General features: G+C 68.0%; 20 protein-coding genes. 18 read left to right on the top strand and 2 right to left on the bottom strand.

The features are described 5' to 3' along the window. Positions 1-46: 46 nt before the first annotated feature. The 9 genes from secY (at position 47) to rplQ (ending at position 6128) form a co-directional block, all read left to right on the top strand. Entirely contained in the window at positions 47-1369 is a 1323-nt protein-coding gene (gene secY / locus ACPPVW_RS03385; RefSeq protein ID WP_426625135.1) for a preprotein translocase subunit SecY, read from the top strand. Beyond that, entirely contained in the window at positions 1366-1974 is a 609-nt protein-coding gene (locus ACPPVW_RS03380; protein WP_426625134.1) for an adenylate kinase, read from the top strand. Before secY ends, ACPPVW_RS03380 begins: the two co-directional genes overlap by 4 nt. Before the next feature lie 4 nt (positions 1975-1978). After that, positions 1979-2824, top strand: coding sequence for a type I methionyl aminopeptidase (gene map, locus ACPPVW_RS03375; protein WP_426625133.1), 846 nt, complete (start codon positions 1979-1981; stop codon positions 2822-2824). 179 nt (positions 2825-3003) lie between these two features. Further along, the gene (gene infA / locus ACPPVW_RS03370; RefSeq protein ID WP_011186713.1) at positions 3004-3225 is read left to right on the top strand and encodes a translation initiation factor IF-1; all 222 of its coding nucleotides are present in this window, start codon (positions 3004-3006) and stop codon (positions 3223-3225) included. Between the two features lie 79 nt (positions 3226-3304). Then, the gene (gene rpmJ, locus ACPPVW_RS03365; protein WP_021759549.1) at positions 3305-3418 is read left to right on the top strand and encodes a 50S ribosomal protein L36; all 114 of its coding nucleotides are present in this window, start codon (positions 3305-3307) and stop codon (positions 3416-3418) included. A gap of 172 nt (positions 3419-3590) precedes the next feature. Then, positions 3591-3965, top strand: coding sequence for a 30S ribosomal protein S13 (rpsM, locus tag ACPPVW_RS03360; RefSeq protein ID WP_426625132.1), 375 nt, complete (start codon positions 3591-3593; stop codon positions 3963-3965). 29 nt (positions 3966-3994) lie between these two features. Next, positions 3995-4393, top strand: a complete 399-nt coding sequence (rpsK, locus tag ACPPVW_RS03355) for a 30S ribosomal protein S11 (protein ID WP_018191944.1) — start codon at positions 3995-3997, stop codon at positions 4391-4393. Between the two features lie 118 nt (positions 4394-4511). Continuing rightward, positions 4512-5507, top strand: coding sequence for a DNA-directed RNA polymerase subunit alpha (locus ACPPVW_RS03350; RefSeq protein WP_295126107.1), 996 nt, complete (start codon positions 4512-4514; stop codon positions 5505-5507). Between the two features lie 48 nt (positions 5508-5555). Next, entirely contained in the window at positions 5556-6128 is a 573-nt protein-coding gene (gene rplQ, locus ACPPVW_RS03345) for a 50S ribosomal protein L17 (RefSeq protein ID WP_426625131.1), read from the top strand. Positions 6129-6225: 97 nt separating this feature from the next. Here rplQ and ACPPVW_RS03340 read toward each other — a convergent pair whose 3' ends face one another. Next, the gene (locus ACPPVW_RS03340; RefSeq protein ID WP_426625130.1) at positions 6226-8007 is read right to left on the bottom strand and encodes a bifunctional sugar phosphate isomerase/epimerase/4-hydroxyphenylpyruvate dioxygenase family protein; all 1782 of its coding nucleotides are present in this window, start codon (positions 8005-8007) and stop codon (positions 6226-6228) included. Further along, on the bottom strand, positions 8007-8903 hold the full coding sequence (locus ACPPVW_RS03335; RefSeq protein ID WP_426625129.1) for a shikimate dehydrogenase: 897 nt from the start codon (positions 8901-8903) through the stop codon (positions 8007-8009). Before ACPPVW_RS03335 ends, ACPPVW_RS03340 begins: the two co-directional genes overlap by 1 nt. 93 nt (positions 8904-8996) lie before the next feature. Between ACPPVW_RS03335 and ACPPVW_RS03330 the strand changes: the two genes are divergently transcribed. The 9 genes from ACPPVW_RS03330 to glmM all read left to right on the top strand — a co-directional run bounded on the left by ACPPVW_RS03330 (position 8997) and on the right by glmM (position 18370). After that, on the top strand, positions 8997-9638 hold the full coding sequence (locus ACPPVW_RS03330; protein ID WP_426625128.1) for a TetR/AcrR family transcriptional regulator: 642 nt from the start codon (positions 8997-8999) through the stop codon (positions 9636-9638). A 56-nt stretch (positions 9639-9694) separates the two neighbouring features. Then, entirely contained in the window at positions 9695-11026 is a 1332-nt protein-coding gene (locus ACPPVW_RS03325; RefSeq protein WP_426625127.1) for an MFS transporter, read from the top strand. A gap of 9 nt (positions 11027-11035) precedes the next feature. Continuing rightward, a complete protein-coding gene (locus ACPPVW_RS03320) occupies positions 11036-12076 on the top strand; it encodes a GNAT family N-acetyltransferase (protein ID WP_426625126.1) in 1041 nt (346 codons plus the stop codon). Between the two features lie 47 nt (positions 12077-12123). Further along, complete coding sequence (gene truA, locus ACPPVW_RS03315; protein WP_426625125.1) at positions 12124-12990, top strand: tRNA pseudouridine(38-40) synthase TruA; 867 nt, start codon at positions 12124-12126, stop codon at positions 12988-12990. 91 nt (positions 12991-13081) lie between these two features. Then, positions 13082-14515 carry an APC family permease gene (locus ACPPVW_RS03310; RefSeq protein ID WP_426625124.1) on the top strand — a complete coding sequence of 478 codons (1434 nt, stop codon included), beginning with the start codon at positions 13082-13084 and terminating at the stop codon, positions 14513-14515. 1 nt (position 14516) lies between these two features. Further along, complete coding sequence (locus ACPPVW_RS03305) at positions 14517-15524, top strand: acetamidase/formamidase family protein (protein ID WP_426625123.1); 1008 nt, start codon at positions 14517-14519, stop codon at positions 15522-15524. A gap of 464 nt (positions 15525-15988) precedes the next feature. Further along, on the top strand, positions 15989-16435 hold the full coding sequence (gene rplM, locus ACPPVW_RS03300; RefSeq protein ID WP_426625122.1) for a 50S ribosomal protein L13: 447 nt from the start codon (positions 15989-15991) through the stop codon (positions 16433-16435). Positions 16436-16483: 48 nt separating this feature from the next. Further along, positions 16484-16981 (top strand): 30S ribosomal protein S9, encoded by a 498-nt coding sequence (rpsI, locus tag ACPPVW_RS03295; RefSeq protein WP_426625121.1) that lies wholly within the window; start codon positions 16484-16486, stop codon positions 16979-16981. Between the two features lie 27 nt (positions 16982-17008). Beyond that, complete coding sequence (glmM, locus tag ACPPVW_RS03290; RefSeq protein ID WP_426625120.1) at positions 17009-18370, top strand: phosphoglucosamine mutase; 1362 nt, start codon at positions 17009-17011, stop codon at positions 18368-18370.

Genomic DNA, 18370 nt, shown 5'->3' with positions numbered 1-18370 from the left:
GCAACCGGTCACCCGACTGACTCTTACAGGAAAGCAGGACGCACTTTTGTTTAGCGCCGTCGCGCGGATCTTCCGCACCCCGGACCTCCGCCGGAAGATTTTCTTCACACTGGGGATCATCGCCCTGTTCCGGCTGGGCTCCTTCATCCCTGCGCCGTTCGTCGACTTCGGCAACGTGCAAACCTGTCTCAGCGCCAACCAGGACACCTCCGGCCTCTACTCGCTGGTCAACCTGTTCTCCGGTGGCGCGCTCCTCAAGCTCTCGATCTTCGCGCTCGGCATCATGCCGTACATCACCGCGTCGATCATCGTGCAGCTCCTCCGCGTGGTCATCCCGCGGTTCGAGACCCTCTACAAGGAGGGCCAGGCGGGCCAGGCGAAGCTCACGCAGTACACGCGCTATCTCACGATCGCGCTGGGCGTCCTCCAGTCGACGACCCTGATCACCGTCGCCCGCTCGGGCGCCCTTTTCGGCACCACGGCCGTCTCGCAGTGCACGCAGTTGATCACGGACGACTCCTGGTACGCCATCATGCTCATGGTCATCACGATGACCGCCGGCACCGGCCTCATCATGTGGATGGGCGAGCTCGTCACCGAGCGCGGCATCGGCAACGGCATGTCCCTCCTGATCTTCACGTCGATCGCGGCGCAGTTCCCGAGCTCGCTCTGGGCCATCGGCCAGTCGCAGAGCATCGAGGTCATGCTGGTCGTGATCGCGATCGGACTGCTCATCGTGGCGGCCGTCGTGTTCGTCGAGCAGTCGCAGCGGCGGATCCCGGTGCAATACGCCAAGCGCATGGTCGGTCGCCGCACCTACGGCGGCAACAACACGTACATACCGATCAAGGTGAACATGGCGGGTGTCGTGCCGGTCATCTTCGCGTCGTCGCTGCTGTACCTCCCTGCTCTGATCGCACAGTTCAACCAGCCTGCGGCCGGCAAGGCCCCCGCGCCCTGGGTGACCTGGATCACGAACTACCTGACCAAGGGCGACCACCCGCTCTACATGCTCCTGTACTTCCTCCTGATCGTGGGCTTCACGTACTTCTACGTGGCCATCACGTTCAACCCGGAGGAGGTCGCCGACAACATGAAGAAGTACGGCGGCTTCATCCCCGGTATCCGCGCCGGTCGCCCGACGGCGGAGTACCTCGACTACGTGCTGACGCGCGTGACGCTGCCCGGCTCGATCTACCTCGGTATCATCGCGCTGATTCCACTGGTCGCCTTCGCCTTGCTCGGCGCCAGTCAAAACTTCATGTTCGGTGGCACGTCCATCCTCATCATCGTCGGTGTCGGACTCGAGACGGTCAAGCAGATCGACTCGCAGCTCCAGCAGCGTCACTACGAAGGGCTTCTGCGTTGACCCGTATGTTGATCGTCGGACCTCCCGGAGCGGGCAAGGGCACTCAGGCCTCCCGCATCACCGCCGCATACGGGATCCCCGACATCTCCACGGGCGACATCTTCCGGGCGAACATCAAGAACGGGACCCCGCTCGGCAAAGAGGTCAAGGCGATCGTCGACGCGGGCGACTACGTGCCCGACAGCCTCACCAACAAGCTCGTCACCGACCGCCTGGCCGAGGACGACGCACAGGGCGGCTTCCTGCTCGACGGGTACCCGCGCACGCTCGACCAGGTGGCCTACCTGGATGAGCTGCTCGCCTCGCACGGGCAGGAGCTCGGCGCCGTGATCCAGCTGGTCGCCGACCAGGACGAGATCGTCGCCCGGCTCACGAAGCGGGCGCACGAGCAGGGCCGCGCCGACGACTCCGAGGAGGCCATCCGGCACCGCCAGGAGGTCTACGTGCGCGAGACGTCTCCGCTGATCGACGTGTACCGCGAGCGCGGTCTGCTGGTCGAGGTCGACGGACTCGGCGGAGTGGACGAGGTCGCGACGCGCGTCCGTACGGCCCTCGCCGAGCGTGGCATCCATCCGCTCGCCGGGGCCGACGAGCCCGTCGCGTAGCGACGTGGCCTTCAAGCGGACGATCTACAAGACGCCCGCCCAACTGCGTCAGATGGTCGCGCCGGGGCAGGCCACCGCGGCATCTCTTGACGCGGTGGCGGAGGCCGTCTCCGCCGGCATGTCGACTCTTCAGCTCGACGAGATCGCCGAGGCGGCGATCGAGCGCACCGGTGGCCGGTCGAACTTCAAGCTCGAGGCGGGCTACCATCACACGATCTGCGCGTCGGTGAACGACGAGGTCGTGCACGGCATTCCGGGCTCGCGCATCCTGCTGCCCGGAGACATCGTGTCGATCGACAGCGGCGCCATCGTCACGGGTACGGACGGCGCGGGCTGGAACGGCGACGCGGCGCGCACGTTCGTGCTGCCCGACCCGGCGCATCCGGAGCGGCTAGCCGAACGGCAGAAGCTGTCCGACGTGACCGAGCAGTCGCTCTGGCACGGCATCGCGCGCCTCGCGACCGCCCGTCACCTCAACGAGGTCGGCGAGGCGATCGAGGACCACATCCTGTCGCAGGGCCGATACGACATCCTGACCGACTACATCGGGCACGGGATCGGTCGGCGGATGCACGAGGAGCCGCCCGTGTTCAACTATCGCGTGCGTTCGAGGGGGCCGGAGGTCCGCCCCGGACTGGTGGTCGCGATCGAGCCGATGGTGGTGTTGGGCGACCAGGGCACCTACGTGAAGGACGACGGCTGGACGGTCGCCACCGAGGACGGCACTGTGGCCGCCCACTGGGAGCACAGCGTCGCCGTCCATTCAGGCGGTATCTGGGTGCTGACCGCGGTCGACGGGGGCGCGGCCGGACTCGCGCCCTTCGGAATCATCCCGACGCCGATCGCCTGAGCGTTCTCAGGTCCGGGGACCTGTTCGCGCAGAGCGGGAGCAGATGATAACCCAGAATTGGCGAAATGCTCCGGCATCCCATAAGATTGATCCTTGGTGTCTTAGGCGTGCTTGCTGCATGCCTATCGCCGGTGTTAACGCACGACCAGCAAACCACTACGACTAGCGACAGTGAGGCTATGGCCAAGAAAGACGGTGTCATCGAGATCGAAGGATCTGTGATCGAGGCGCTCCCCAACGCGATGTTCCGCGTCGAGCTCACCAACGGTCACAAGGTTCTTGCCCACATCTCCGGCAAGATGCGCCAGCACTACATCCGCATCCTCCCCGAGGACCGCGTGATCGTCGAACTGAGCCCCTACGATCTGACCCGCGGCCGAATCGTCTACCGCTACAAGTAACGGACTGCTGTAAGTAACGGCCACGCCACCGGGTAGCCCCTGGCGAGGTACGAGGACAGCGAACAAAGGTAACAACACAATGAAGGTCAAGCCCTCCGTCAAGAAGATCTGCGACAAGTGCAAGGTCATCCGTCGCAACGGCCGGGTCATGGTCATCTGCGAGAACCCGCGCCACAAGCAGCGTCAGGGCTGATCGCGGCGGCACTGCTCGCAGCGCGTGGCAGTCAACCGACTGCACCATCCAACTGAATAGCGAAGCGATCCCAGAACCCGCCTCCCCTCGTGGAGGCGGGGGACACCCTCGGAGGAGGCCGGGGCACCGGGACCGCTGAAGACCTCCACTCATCACAGGAGAAGCCACAACCATGGCACGTCTAGCAGGCGTCGACATCCCGCGCGAGAAGCGCGTGGAGGTCGCACTCACCTACATCTACGGAGTCGGGCGCACGCGTGCGCTGCAGACCCTTCGCGAGACCGGGATCTCCGGCGACATCCGCGTCAAGGACCTGACCGACGACCAGCTCGTCGCACTGCGCGACTTCATCGAGGGCAACTACAAGGTCGAGGGCGACCTCCGCCGTGAGGTCGCCGCCGACATCCGCCGCAAGGTCGAGATCGGCAGCTACGAGGGCATCCGCCACCGCAAGGGCCTCCCGGTCCGCGGCCAGCGAACCAAGACGAACGCGCGCACCCGCAAGGGCCCGAAGCGCACCGTCGCCGGTAAGAAGAAGGCTCGCTAGGCCGACATCAGGACTGAAGGAGAAACATAATGGCAGCACCCAAGTCGGCCGCTCGCAAGCCGCGCAAGAAGGAAAAGAAGAACATCGCTGTGGGCCAGGCCCACATCAAGAGCACCTTCAACAACACCATCGTCTCGATCACCGACACCACCGGTGCGGTCATCTCGTGGGCGTCCTCCGGTGGGGTTGGCTTCAAGGGCTCGCGCAAGTCCACCCCGTTCGCCGCACAGCTGGCCGCCGAGTCGGCCGCCCGCCAGGCGCAGGAGCACGGGATGAAGAAGGTCGACGTCTTCGTCAAGGGCCCGGGCTCGGGTCGCGAGACCGCGATCCGCTCGCTGCAGGCCGCCGGCCTCGAGGTGGGCTCGATCAACGACGTCACTCCGCAGGCGCACAACGGCTGCCGCCCGCCGAAGCGTCGCCGCGTCTAGTTCTCTTCCACGTCCGCCCAGGCGGCGGTCCTCTCGGACCGCCGCCTGACGGCGTGACGAACCCCACCTCACTCACGCGAGTGTCATATAGCGGACACTCAGCCGAAAGGAATCAACAGTGCTCATTGCACAGCGTCCTACGCTCACCGAAGAGAACATCTCCGAGTTCCGTTCGCGGTTCGTCATCGAGCCGCTCGAGCCGGGCTTCGGCTACACGCTCGGTAACTCGCTGCGCCGCACCCTGCTCTCGTCTATCCCGGGCGCGGCCGTCACCAGCATCCGCATCGACGGGGTGCTGCACGAGTTCAGCACGGTTCCCGGTGTCAAGGAGGATGTCACCGAGATCATCCTGAACATCAAGGGCCTGGTCGTCTCGAGCGAGCACGACGAGCCGATCACCGCCTACCTGCGCAAGACGGGCGCCGGCCAGGTCACGGCCGCCGACATCTCGGCTCCTGCTGGCGTCGAGATCCACAACCCCGAGCTCGTCATCGCGACCCTGAACGACAAGGCGAAGTTCGAGGTCGAGCTGACCATCGAGCGCGGCCGCGGTTACGTGTCGGCCCAGCAGAACCGCAACGAGTACAGCGAGGCGGGCCAGATCCCGATCGACTCGATCTACTCCCCGGTCCTCAAGGTCACCTACCGCGTCGAGGCCACGCGTGCCGGTGAGCGCACGGACTTCGACCGCCTCGTGGTCGATGTCGAGACCAAGCCGGCCATCAGCCCGCGCGATGCGATTGCGTCGGCCGGCCGCACCCTGACCGAGCTGTTCGGTCTCGCCCGTGAGCTCAACAGCGCGGCCGAGGGCATCGAGATCGGCCCCGCGCCGGTCGACCAGGTGCTCAGCTCCGAGCTGTCGATGCCGATCGAGGACCTCGACCTGTCGGTGCGCTCGTACAACTGCCTCAAGCGTGAGGGCATCAACACGGTCAGCGAGCTCGTCTCGCTGTCCGAGACGCAGCTCATGAACATCCGCAACTTCGGTCAGAAGTCGGTGGATGAGGTCAAGGACAAGCTGACCGAGATGGGCCTGTCGCTCAAGGACTCGGTCCCCGGGTTCGACGGTGCCCACTTCTACAGCGGGTACGAAGAAGACGAGTCCACCATCTGAGGCCGCGTCAGCGAAGCCTTCGACTTTTCACTACTGGAGATACCGATCATGCCTAAGCCCACGAAGGGCCCCCGCCTCGGAGGCGGTCCCGCGCACGAGCGTCTGATGCTCGCCAACCTGGCCGCCGCGCTGTTCACCCACAAGAGCATCAAGACGACCGAGACCAAGGCCAAGCGCCTGCGTCCGTACGCCGAGCGTCTGATCACGTTCGCGAAGCGTGGCGACCTGCACGCTCGCCGTCGCGTGCTCGCCGTCATCAGCGACAAGACCGTCGTGCACGAGCTCTTCACCGAGATCGCGCCGCTGGTCGCCGAGCGTGAGGGCGGCTACACCCGCATCACCAAGCTCGGCTTCCGCAAGGGCGACAACGCGCCGATGGCGCAGATCGAGCTCGTGCTCGAGCCCGTCGCGCCGAAGGCCAAGCTGGCCAAGAAGGCTGCCGCTTCGAAGGCCGCTCCGGTCGTCGAGGAGGAGGCCGCTGAGGCCGCCGACGAGACTGTTGCCGAGGAGACCGTGACCGACGAGACCACCGCTGCTGAGGCAGAGGTCGTCGAGGAGGCCACCGGCGACGCCGAGGCCGCCGGCGAGACCACCGCCGAGGCGGAGGCCGAGAAGGCCTGAGCCTTCCGCTCTCGCATCACCGTCGAGACGCCCCGCATCCATCCGGATGCGGGGCGTCTCGCTGTCGGGGCGTCTCGCTGTCTCAGGGAGGTGACGGTCAGCCGGCGGCGTGCTGCGCCGTCAGGCGCACGGGGGTGTTGGCGGCGCCGAATCCGTCGTAACCCTGCCGGCGTTCCACGAGCTCGAAGAAGACCGTGCCGATGGTCTCGGTGTAGCAGTGCAGGTAGTCGCCCGACTCGTCCCGGTCGTAGAGCAGGCCGGCTGCGCGAAGGCTCGCCAGCTCGTCCTCCGGGAGGTCGAACCGGGCGGCGAGGTCGTCGTAGTAGTTCGCGGAGACGGGAACGGTGCGCAACCCGCGGGCGCGCGCCCGCGCGAGGAGTGCGGGCAGGTCGGTGCACGCGATGGCGACATGCTGTGCGTGGCGTCGGGCCGCGGGCTGGCTCTCGGAGAGCGGAGGAACGACGTTGAGCGCGAGCCGGACGGCCCCGTCGCGGGACCGGAGCACTTGACTGCGCACCAGCCCGGCCGGTCCTGCCAGCTCGGCGGACGACTCGCGCTCGAGCCCGAGGGCTGTGCCGTAGAAGAGCACCGCCTCCTCGATATCGGCGACAGGCTCGGTGAGGTTGACGTGGTCGATGCCGAGGATCCCTGAGTCGGCCTCGCCGTTCCCGCCGCTGAACTCCTGCGGCCAGCGTCGACCGCTCTCAGGGTCGCTGAGGAGGATCTCGGTCCCGTCCGGCGCGAGCATCGCGGGAAGGTCGGCCTCCCCGGTGAGCACCCTCCGGTGGGCGCGGCGGGCACCGAGCCGCTCCGCCCGCTCCGCGGCCGTGAGCGGTTGCTCGCAGCGGAGGCCGAAGCCGGCGACGTGCGGTTCCGCACCGGTCGCGTTGTGCTCGTTGAGGACGAACCGTGCCTCGCCTGCCGCGTAGAGCCAGGCCGTCTTGGACGCGTGGCGTCCGCAGGGGGCGAAGCCGATCCGCGCGAGCAGCGCGGCGACACCGTCGGTGTCCTGCGCCTTGAGCTCGACCTGGTCGAGTCCGCTGGGCTCGGAGGCGGCCGGAACCCGCCCGACGCCGATGGCGTCCTGGAGCACGGTCAGCGACCGTCGCCCGTGCCGGGCGGTGCGCACCGGGTCGGTCTGCCGGAAGACGTCGTTGAAGACTTCGAGCGAGAGCGGACCCGTGTAACCGGCACGGAGGGTGTGCTCGACGAACGCGGGCAGGTCGAACCCGCCTTCGCCCGGGAACAGCCGGTGATGACGGCTCCAGGACAGCACGTCCATCGACAGGATCGGCGCGTCGGCGAGCTGGACGAAGAAGATCCTGTCACCTGGGATGCTCTCGATCGCCGCTGGATCGTGTCCGCGGGAGAGGATGTGGAAGCTGTCCAGGCAGACCCCGAGTGCGGGGTGGGCCGCTCGTTCCACGATGCGCCAGGCCCGGCGGTAGTCGTCGATGTAGCGTCCCCACGCGAGGGCTTCGAACGCGATCCGCTTGCCGTACCTGTCCGCGCGCTCGGCCAGGCGCGCGAGCTGGTCTGCCGAGACCGCGTCGTCGTCGATGGTGGCCGTCGCGACGTTGCTGCAGACCAGCACCGTGTCGACGCCGAGCCGATCCATGAGCTGGAACTTCGCCTCAGCCCGGTGGAGGACGCGCGCGAACTCCGGCTCGGCGACGCCCTCAGCATCCCGGAAGGGCTGGTAGAGAGCGATCTCGAGGCCGAGACGCTCGCAGAGCGCGCGGATCTCCTCCGGCGACTGGGGCGCCGCGATCAGGTCGGGCTCGAAGATCTCCACCGCATCGAACCCGGCGTCGGCGATAGCGTGCAGTTTGTCGACGAGCGTGCCGGAGAGGCAGACCGTGGCGATGGACGTGCGCATCAGCGGCCCTCCCGGATCATCTCGACGAAATGGGCACGCATCCGCTCGCGGTCGGGGTGGACGCCGGTGATGAGTCGGAAGGCGTCCGCGGCCTGCCCCACGGCCATTCCGCCGCCGTCGAGGGTGCGGCAACCGGCCGCGCGTGCGGCGCGGAGGAACTCCGTGTCGATCGGCCGGTAGACGATGTCGGCGACCCAGACCGCCGGTCGCAGCAGGCCGGGATCGAGCGGGATGCCGGGATGCGTGTGCATCCCCACGAAGCTGGCGTTGACCAGGCCGGTCTCAGGGTGCCTCGGATCGGTGATCCGTGCCGCGAGGCCGTCGGCGGAGACACCCGCGACCTCGGCCTCCGGGAATCTCGCGGCGAGGGAGGCTGCGAGGTCGCCCGCACGCCGGTGGTCGAGGTCGGCGATCGTGAGTCGGGCGGCGCCGGCATCGAGGAGGGCGCACGCGACGGCTGCCCCGGCGCCGCCCGCCCCGACGACCGCGACGGCACTGAGGTCGGCGTCCGGCAGCCCGTCCCGCAGCGCGGAGGCGAAGCCGGTGACATCGGTGTTGTGACCGATCCGCCGCCCGTCGGCGAGCAGCACCGTGTTGACCGAGCCGATGGCCGCCGCGGACGGCGACACCTCGTCGAGGTGGGCGAGGACCCGTTGCTTACACGGATGCGTGACGTTGAGCGCGCTGAAGCCGAGAGCGAGGGCGGCGTCGAGGAGCCGGCCGAGCGTGAGGTCGAGGTCGTCGCCGGACCGGTCGAGTGCGAGCAGGTCGATCGGGCGGTAGAGGTACCGCAGACCATGCCGGTCGGCCTCCCGCTCGTGCAGAGGAGGCGTGAGCGAAGGGCGAACGCCCTCGCCCACGAGACCGACCAGGTACGACTCTCCGACCACGCTCATGCGTCCTCCTCGACCAGCTGCCGCAGGCGTCTCTTGACAACGGGCTGCGAGTTTCTTAACGTACCAGATAGTTCATTAATGCCAGGAGGCCCGATGCCGCTACGGGATCACGAACGGATCCGCGACGCCGAGCGCACGCGGGCCGAGATTCTCGCTGTGGCGACGCACGAGTTCGCCGACCGCGGCTTCTCCGGCGCGCGGGTGGACGAGATCGCCCGCCGCATGAGCACGACCAAGCGGATGATCTACTACTACTTCGGCGGCAAGGAGCAGCTCTACGTGAGCGTGCTGGAGGCCGCCTATGCCGAGATGCGCTGCTATGAGCAACAGCTCGACGTCTCGGACCTCGAGCCGGTGGAGGCCATCCGCGCCATCGCCGAGCGCACGTTCGACCACCACACCAGCAGGCAGGACTTCGTGCGTCTCGTCGCCATCGAGAACATCCATCGCGCCGCCTTCCTCCGTGAGGTCGGCGAGCCGGAGAGCCTCGCGCTCCCGGCCCTCGAGCTGATCGACGAGGTGCTCCGACGCGGTAGAGTCGCCGGAGTCTTCCGCGACGACATCGACGCAACCGATGTCCACATGGCGATCAGTTCGTTCTGCGTCTTCCCGGTGGCCAACCGCCACACTTTCGGGTACCTCTTCGGCCGCGATCTGCTGAACCAGTCGCGCGCCGATCATTACCGGCGGATGCTCGGCGACATGATCGTCGCGCTCCTCACGCCGGGTCAGTGATCCGCACCCGGGCCAGCCGGGACGGATCGAAGCTATACAACAGAAACGAGTCGACGATGACCGCCCTCGCCCCTGCCCCCACGCGCACCCGAACACCGGTGCGCGCAGCCGTCGCCGGTTTCCTCGGCTCGGCTGTCGAGTACTACGACTTCTTCATCTTCGGGTCGGCTGCCGCGCTGATCTTCCCGCACGTGTTCTTCCCGGACGCCGACACGACCGCACGCGTCATGTCGTTCGCGACCTTCGGCTTCGCGTATGTGGCCCGTCCGATCGGCGCCGTGATCCTCGGGCATTTCGGCGACAGGATCGGCCGAAGGAAGGTGTTGGTCTTCACACTCGCGCTGATGGGCTTCTCCACGTTCGCGATCGGGTGCCTGCCGACCTTCGAGGCGATCGGGTGGCTCGCTCCGATCCTGCTGGTGTTCTGCCGCCTGCTGCAGGGACTGTCCGCCGCGGGCGAACAGGCGGGAGCGAGCTCGATGACGCTCGAACACGCTCCGGAGGGGCGTCGCGCCTTCTTCACGTCGTGGACGCTGACGGGTACGCAGGGCGGTCAGGTGCTCGCCGCCATCGCCTTCATCCCCATACTGGCGCTGCCGGAGGACGTGCTGTACTCCGTCGGCTGGCGCATCCCCTTCTGGCTCTCGGCAGTCGTGGTCGTCGTCGCGTTCGTCGTGCGTCGGTCGCTGCCGGAGTCGCCGGAGTTCGTCAGCGCCGCAGAGGGCGGAGAGATCGAGAAGCTCCCGCTCGTCGGCCTGCTGCGTTCCAACTGGCGCGACGTGTTGCGCGTGGTGGTGCTCGCGATGATCGCCGCCGTGTCAACAGTGTTCGGCAACCTGGCGATCGCCTACGGCACCGACGCGGGCCTCAGCGCGGCCGTCACGCTCTGGTTGGTGGTCGTCGCGAACATCGTGGCGCTCGGCACGCAGCCGCTGTTCGGGATGCTGGCCGACCGGATCGGGCGCAAGCCGGTGTTCATCTACGGCGCGCTGTCCAGCGCGGTGCTCATGCCGTTCTACCTGCGGTCGATGTCGGGCTCGGAGGTCTGGGTCACGTTCCTCCTGGCTGTCGCCGTGTTCTCGTGCGGGTACGCCGCGGCGAACGCTGTGTGGCCGTCGTTCTACAACGAGATGTTCCCGCGCGAGGTGCGCTTCTCCGGCGTCGCGATCGGCACCCAGCTCGGCTTCCTCATGGCCGGCTTCGCGCCGAGCATCGTCACGGCGATGGGTGGTACCGGTCCGGACGGCTGGATCGTCATCTCCATCTTCACCGCGGTGATCGCGGTGGCCGTCACGCTGGCGGCGCTGACCGCACGGGAGACCGCGCGGACACCGACGGCGGAACTGGGGCGGCCGCAGGCAGCGCAGCTGAGCACCTCACGCCGCTAGGCTGGCGGGATGCCGGGGCCAGAATCCGTCGAGACGACTCTTCCGCCGTTGAGCGAGCGCGTGGAGGCGCCACCGACGTACCGGCCGCGGCATCCCCTCGTCGCCGAGTGGCGTCCGATCACGAACGATGACATCGACGCGGTGCTCGCCGTGCTGAGGGCGAGCGACGCGGTCGACCACCCCAACTACCTCACGACGCGGGAGGAGCTCGAGGACGAGTTCGGGTTCAGCTTCCTCGATCTCGAGCGCGACACGCTGCTCGCGATCGGGCACGACGGCGCCGTGCTGGCGGCCGGCTCGATCCTGGAGCCTCCAGGGCAGATCACCCTGGTGCGGGAGTTCCTGAACGGCGTGGTGCATCCCGACCACCGCGGGAAGGGCATCGGCCGTGAGCTGATCGCCTGGCAGCGGGCGCGCGGGGAGCAGAAGCTCGCCGCACTGGACAAGCGCGTCCCTGGCTGGCTGGTCGCGTACGCCGACCGGCGTGCGCCCAGCCGCGAACGACTGCTGGCCGGGGCCGGGTTCGAGGCGGTGCGCTGGTTCCACACGATGGAGCGCGACCTTGGCGAGCCGATTCCGGAGGTCCTTCCCACGGAGGCTGTCCGGATCGTGCCGTACGCTCCGGAGCTGGCGGACGCCGTGCACGCGGCACGGGATGAGGCGTTCCTCGACCACTGGGGCAGTCAGCCGTTGAGCGACGAGCAGTGGGCCACCTTGATCGGCGGCATGTTCGCCCCTGAGGTGTCGTTCGTGGCGCTCGCGGGCGAGGAGATCGTCGGTGTCATCCTCAGCGACGTCGACGAGGACGACTGGGCGGCGCAGGGCTTCTCCGGCCCCTACATTTCGACCGTCGCGGTCACCCGCGCCCACCGCGGCCGCCGTATCGCTCCCGCTCTGCTGGGCGCCGTCCTGCGCGAGAGCGCACGGCGGGGCTGGCAGAAGGCTGTGCTCGACGTCGACGCGGACAACCCGACCGGCGCGCTCGGCCTCTACACCGGCATGGGGTTCGTAACGACCTTCTCCGAGACCGGGCTGGTGCGGGAGTACTGACGCGGGCGTCGCGCAGACCGTCGTTCGCCCTTCCCTAGAATCGAAGGATGACTGACGAGGCGACGCGATTCCGGCTCGACATCGCCTATCAGGGCACCGACTTCAACGGGTGGGGCCGGCAACCGGGGCTCCGGACCGTGCAGGGCGTGCTGGAGACCGCACTCGCGACGATCTTCCGCCGCACGGGGGAGCCTCCCGCTCTCACGGTGGCGGGCCGCACCGATGCCGGAGTGCACGCGCGCGGGCAAGTGGCGCACGTCGACCTGTCGCCCGAGCAGACCGCCGTGCTGCGCAAGCCGCACGGCAAGCGCCCTCCTCTTCTCGCGCACGAGGCCCTGGCGCGCCGGCTGAACGGTGTGCTCGGCCCGGTCTCCGACGTGGTGGTGCTCGGTGCGAGCGAAGCGCCTGCCGGGTTCGACGCACGCTTCTCGGCGCTCTGGCGGCGGTACGAATACCGGGCCGCCGATCGGGCCGCCGTGCGCGACCCGCTGGAGCGACACAGGACCGCCTGGGTGTCGGCCGACCTGGACGTCGACGCGATGGATGTCGCGTCGCACGGGCTCCTCGGCCTCCACGACTTCGCCAGCTACTGCAAGGCGCGCGAGGGGGCGACGACGATCCGCACCCTCCTTGACTTCGCTTGGCGGCGCGACGACGACGGTGTGCTGGTCGGCGAAGTGGTAGCCGACGCGTTCTGCCACAGCATGGTCCGCGCGCTGGTCGGCGCGTGCGTCGAAGTGGGGGAGGGGTCGCTGACCCCGGGCGACCTCGTCGAGCTGCGCGACGCGCGCGAGCGGACCAGCGCGTTCAAGGTGATGCCGGCGCGCGGGCTCACCCTGGTGGAGGTGGGCTACCCGGAGGGCGCCGAGCTCGCCCGGCGCGCCGAGCAGACCCGCGGGCTCAGGTCGCTGTGATGCTCCTGTCGCTGCTCGGAGCGCGCGATACGATCCGCTGATACGTCACGCGTTTACGCCATGGGCTCCGAATGCAGTATCTTATTGTTCCGTGTCTCAGACCTCACCGCCGGCGGAACCCGGAATCGAACAGTTCGGCTACCGTCAGGAACTCCAGCGCAAACTGCGCTTCGGCGACCTCCTGGTCTATGGCCTCATCTTCATGGTCCCGATCGCGCCGTTCGCGATCTTCGGCGAGGTGTTCTCCGCCTCGGGAGGCATGCCGCCCCTGGCCTACCTGATCGCAATGCTGGCGATGATGTGCACCGCCAACTCGTACGCCCAGATGACCCAGGCGTTCCCGATGTCCGGGTCGGTGTACACCTACGTCGGCCGTGGGATCGCGCGACCCGTCGGCTTCGTCGCCGGCTGGATGATCCTGCTCGACTACATTCTCATCCCGTCGCTGTTGTATCTGGCGGCGTCGATGGCGATGGCGGGGATGGTGCCGGCCGTGCCCACGCCGGTGTGGTTAGTCGGCTTCGTGCTGCTCAACACCGTCATCAACTACCTGGGCATCCAGTTCACCGCGAAGGTGAACAAGATCATGCTGACGCTCGAGCTGATCGTGCTCGCCGTTTTCCTCGTCATCGGATTCGTCGCCGTCGCGAACGGCGCCGGGGGAGGCTTCAGCCTCGATGCGTTCTTCGATCCGTCGACGTTCCAGCTGCCGGTGCTGCTGGGGGCCGTGTCGCTGTGCGTTCTCTCCTTCCTCGGCTTCGACGGGATCTCGACGCTCGCCGAGGAGAACGCGGGGACCAGCAAGCAGCTCGGTCGCTCGATGATCGCCGCCCTCCTGCTGGTGGGTGTGCTGTTCATCGTGCAGACCTGGGTCGCCGCCATGCTCGTCCCGGACGCAGCTGCTCTCATCCGCGACGGCGACCCCGACGGGACGGCGTTCTACCGGGCCGCTGAGCAGGCGGGCGGCGGATTCCTGTTCGTCCTGACGGCGGCCTCCACGGCGATCGCCTGGGGTTTCGCGAATGCGCTGGTCGCCCAGGCGGCGACCTCGCGGCTGCTGTTCGCGATGTCGCGCGACCGGCAGCTGCCCGCGTTCCTGAGCCGGGTGAGCGCCAAGCACGGTGTGCCGGTGAACGCCACGTTCTTGGTGGCCGGCGTCTCGATCGTCCTCGGACTGCTGTTGACGGGGCTGCCGGACGGACTGGCGTTCATCTCGACCCTCGTCAACTTCGGGGCGCTCACCGCGTTCCTGGTTCTCAATGTCGCGGTCATCTGGTGGTTCCTGGTGCGCAAGCGCACCGGACGCTGGTTCGTGCACGGCGTGCTGCCGGGAGGAGGCTTCGTCATCCTCGCCAGCGTCCTGTTCAACGCGCGCGAGTCGGCGCAGCTGATCGGCGCCGTCTGGCTCGTGGCCGGTATCGTTCTGGCAGTCGTCCTCGCGCTCACCGGCCGGATGAGCGCTCCGGCCGGTCCTGCTGAGCCGTCTCCGGAAGCACTGCGGACCTCCCCGACCAGGAAGGATTGACATGGCTGTTCATCGCCTAGCGCCGACACCAGACGAGTACGCGTACACGTTCGGAGGCCGAGAGGCTCTGCTCTCCGTCTGCCCGGGCGACCTCGTGGAGGTGCGCACGGAAGACTGCTTCGGCGGTCGTGTGCGCGAGCCGGGCGACCTGCCGAGTGCCGTCGTGCCGTTTTCGGAGCTCAATCCGGTCTCCGGCCCCATTCATGTCGAAGGTGCGGAGCCGGGCGACCTGCTCGCAGTGCACTTCGTCAGCGTCGTCCCGGCCAGGGACCGCGCCGTCTCCGCCACGTTTCCCCACTTCGGCGCACTGACCGGGACCCACGAGACCGCGCTGCTCCACGGCCCGCTGGACGAACGCGTCTGGTTCTACGAGATCGACCGCGAGGCCTGGACCGCGACCTACCGGGCAACGGCCTCCGACTTCGAACTGACCATGCCCTTGGACCCGATGCACGGCACGGTCGGCGTCGCCCCGGCCGCGGGAGAGGTGCGCCTCGTGGTGACGCCCGCGAGCCACGGTGGAAACATGGACACCCCGGAGGTGCGCGCCGGCACCACGCTCTATCTGCCGGTGAACGTCCCGGGCGCCCTGCTGTCGCTGGGAGACGGGCACGCCCGTCAGGGCGAGGGCGAAGTGTGCGGCACCGGCATCGAGTCCGCGATGGAGACCGTGATCGCCGTCGACCTCGTCAAGGGCGCGGCTCCGGCCTGGCCGCGTCTGGAGGACGACGATCACCTGATGACGACCGGATCGGCTCGGCCGCTGGAGGACGCCTTCCGGATCAGCCAGAAGGAACTCGTCGGCTGGGCGGCCACCATGACCGGCCTCGATCGGCTGGACGCGTATCAGCTGGTCAGCCAACTCGGTCTCGCCCCGGCGGCCAACGTCGTGGACCCCAACTACACGATGGTCGCCAAGCTGCCGAAATGGTCGCTGCGCGACGCCGAGGCCTACGGCGGCGTGCACCGGAGGCTGCGAGCACTCGCCGCCGACTACCGGGCACGATGACGGGATAACGAGGTCGGCGTCGGGGAGGATCTCGCGGGCCTCGGCTCCGCTCGTCCGGAATTCAGCCAGATTCCGTCGCGGCGGATCCGGACGAACGGGCTCTCGCGCGGCGCGTCGTCCGTGACCTCCGGAGTTGCCCGCGTGCGCCTACGATGGCTCGCAACTCCGGACACCCGAGGAGGCGCTCCGGCGTCGTGGCCGTTCCTACGGAGATTCGTACGCGTGTTGCCCTAGACCTCCGGAGTTTCGTGCGAAGACGAGGACCACCCTCCGCCTTCGCTACCCCGGTTTGACCGTTTCCGGGCGTGTCGCGTAGTATTGACTCTTGGTGTCTGCGCCTCCTGCGGCGCGGCACGCGAACGTGAGCCCTCCACCGGCCCCGGTTCTCATCCCTTCGGGATGGCAACCCCCATCGGAGCGGGATTCACGAACTCCTCCGTTCGATATAGAAAGCAGCCACTACTGTGACGCGCACCTACACCCCGAAGGCAGCCGAGATCCAGCACGACTGGGTCGTCATCGACGCGACCGATGTCGTACTCGGCCGTCTCGCCAGCCACACCGCCGCCCTCCTCCGCGGCAAGCACAAGCCGACGTTCGCCCCCCACATGGACAGCGGCGACTTCGTGATCATCGTCAACGCCGACAAGGTGGCCCTCACCGGTCAGAAGGCGGCTCAGAAGAAGGCCTACCGCCACTCGGGCTACCCGGGCGGCCTCAAGGCCACCACTTACTCTGAACTGCTCGAGAAGAACCCGGTGCGCGCCGTCGAGAAGGCCGTCCGCGGCATGCTGCCGAAGAACTCCCTCGGCCGCGCACAGCTCCGCAAGCTGAAGGTCTACACCGGAAGCGAGCACCCGCACGCCGCCCAGCAGCCGAAGCAGTACACGCTCGGCCAGGTCGCCCAGTAGGCGATCCACGACCTTCACGACAGACTTAGACAAAGGATTATCACCACCGTGGCGAAGATCGCAGACAGCATCGACTCGGCTCAGGTCGAGAACGTCGAGTCCTACTCGACCGAGACCCCCGAGAGCGCGGCCCCTGCAGCCCCGCGTCCCGTCCTCTCCGTTCCCGGCGCGGCCGTGGGCCGTCGCAAGGAGGCCATCGCGCGCGTGCGCCTGGTCCCCGGCTCCGGAACCATCACGGTCAACGGCCGTGAGTTCGCGGACTACTTCCCGAACAAGCTGCACCAGCAGCTCATCACCGACCCGTTCAAGGTCCTCGACCTCATCGGCTCCTACGACGTCGTCGCCCGCATCACCGGTGGCGGCCCGTCGGGTCAGGCCGGCGCGCTGCGCCTCGCCATCGCCCGCGCGCTCAACGAGATCGACCGCGAGAACAACCGTCCGACCCTCAAGAAGGCCGGCTTCCTCACTCGTGACGCCCGTGTCACCGAGCGCAAGAAGGCCGGTCTCAAGAAGGCGCGCAAGGCTTCGCAGTTCTCTAAGCGCTGATCCTGTTCAGCGCTTAGGCTTCGGTTCATGCCCCGCCTTTTCGGAACCGACGGAGTCCGTGGACTCGCGAACGGTACGCTCACCGCCGACCTCGCGCTCGGTCTCGCTCAGGCAGCTGCGGCTGTCCTGACGCGAGGCCGCAGTGCGGAGGCTCGGCGCGCCGCGGGCAAACGCCCGCTGGCGATCGTCGCCCGTGACCCCCGGGTCTCCGGCGAGTTCCTCTCGGCCGCTGTCGCGGCCGGGCTGGCCAGCTCCGGCATCGACGTCTACGACGCCGGTGTCATCCCTACGCCGGCCGCGGCCTTCCTCATCGCCGACTTCGACGCGGATTTCGGTGTGATGGTCTCGGCCTCGCACAACCCCGCTCCCGACAACGGGATCAAGATCTTCGCCCGTGGCGGCGCCAAGCTCCCGGACGTCGTCGAAGACCGCATCGAACAGCACCTCGACATGGAGAAGCTCACGCCGACCGGCGCCGACGTCGGCCGCATCCGTCGCTTCGCGGACGCGGAGGACCGCTACGTCGTGCACCTGCTGGCGAGTCTCTCGCAACGCCTCGACGGCATCCACGTCGTGCTCGACTGCGCGCACGGCGCCGCCGCCGGAATCTCGCCCGAGGTGTTCACCGACGCCGGCGCGCGGGTCACGGTCATCGGCGACTCGCCCGACGGCATGAACATCAACGACGGCGTCGGCTCGACACACCTCGACAAGCTCGCCGAAGCCGTCCTCGCCGCGGGCGCCGACGTCGGCATCGCCCACGACGGCGACGCGGACCGCTGCCTGGCTATCGACGCCGACGGCAACATCGTCGACGGCGACCAGATCATGGCCATCCTTGCGGTGGGCATGAAAGAACGCGGCAAACTCAAGGACGACACGCTCGTGGCGACCGTGATGAGCAACCTCGGTCTCAAGATCGCCATGCGCGAGCACGGAATCCGCATCGTCGAGACAGCGGTCGGTGACCGCTACGTGCTCGAGGAGATGAACCAGAACGACTACGCCCTGGGCGGCGAGCAGTCGGGCCACGTCATCATGCGTGAGTTCGCGACCACCGGCGACGGCATCCTCACGGGGCTTCACGTCCTCAGCGAGATGGCGCGTCAGCGCAAGCCTCTCTCCGAGCTGGCGAAGGTCATGACGGTCTACCCGCAGGTCATGGTGAACGTGAAGGGCGTCGACCACCATGCGGTGCACACCGACGAGCCCCTGCAGCTGGCCGTTCAGACCGCGGAGGCTGTGCTCGGCGACGGCGGCCGCGTGCTGCTGCGTCCGTCTGGCACGGAGCCGCTGGTTCGGGTCATGGTGGAGGCCGCCGACCATGACACTGCTGAGCGCCTGGCGAACGAGCTCGCCGACGTGGTGCGGGAGCGCCTCGGCGTGTAG

Source organism: Leifsonia sp. McL0607, assembly GCF_049993355.1.
Lineage (GTDB): Bacteria > Actinomycetota > Actinomycetes > Actinomycetales > Microbacteriaceae > Leifsonia.
Note: the sequence above shows the minus strand (reverse complement) of the source record. Positions and strands in the feature narration are given on the sequence as shown.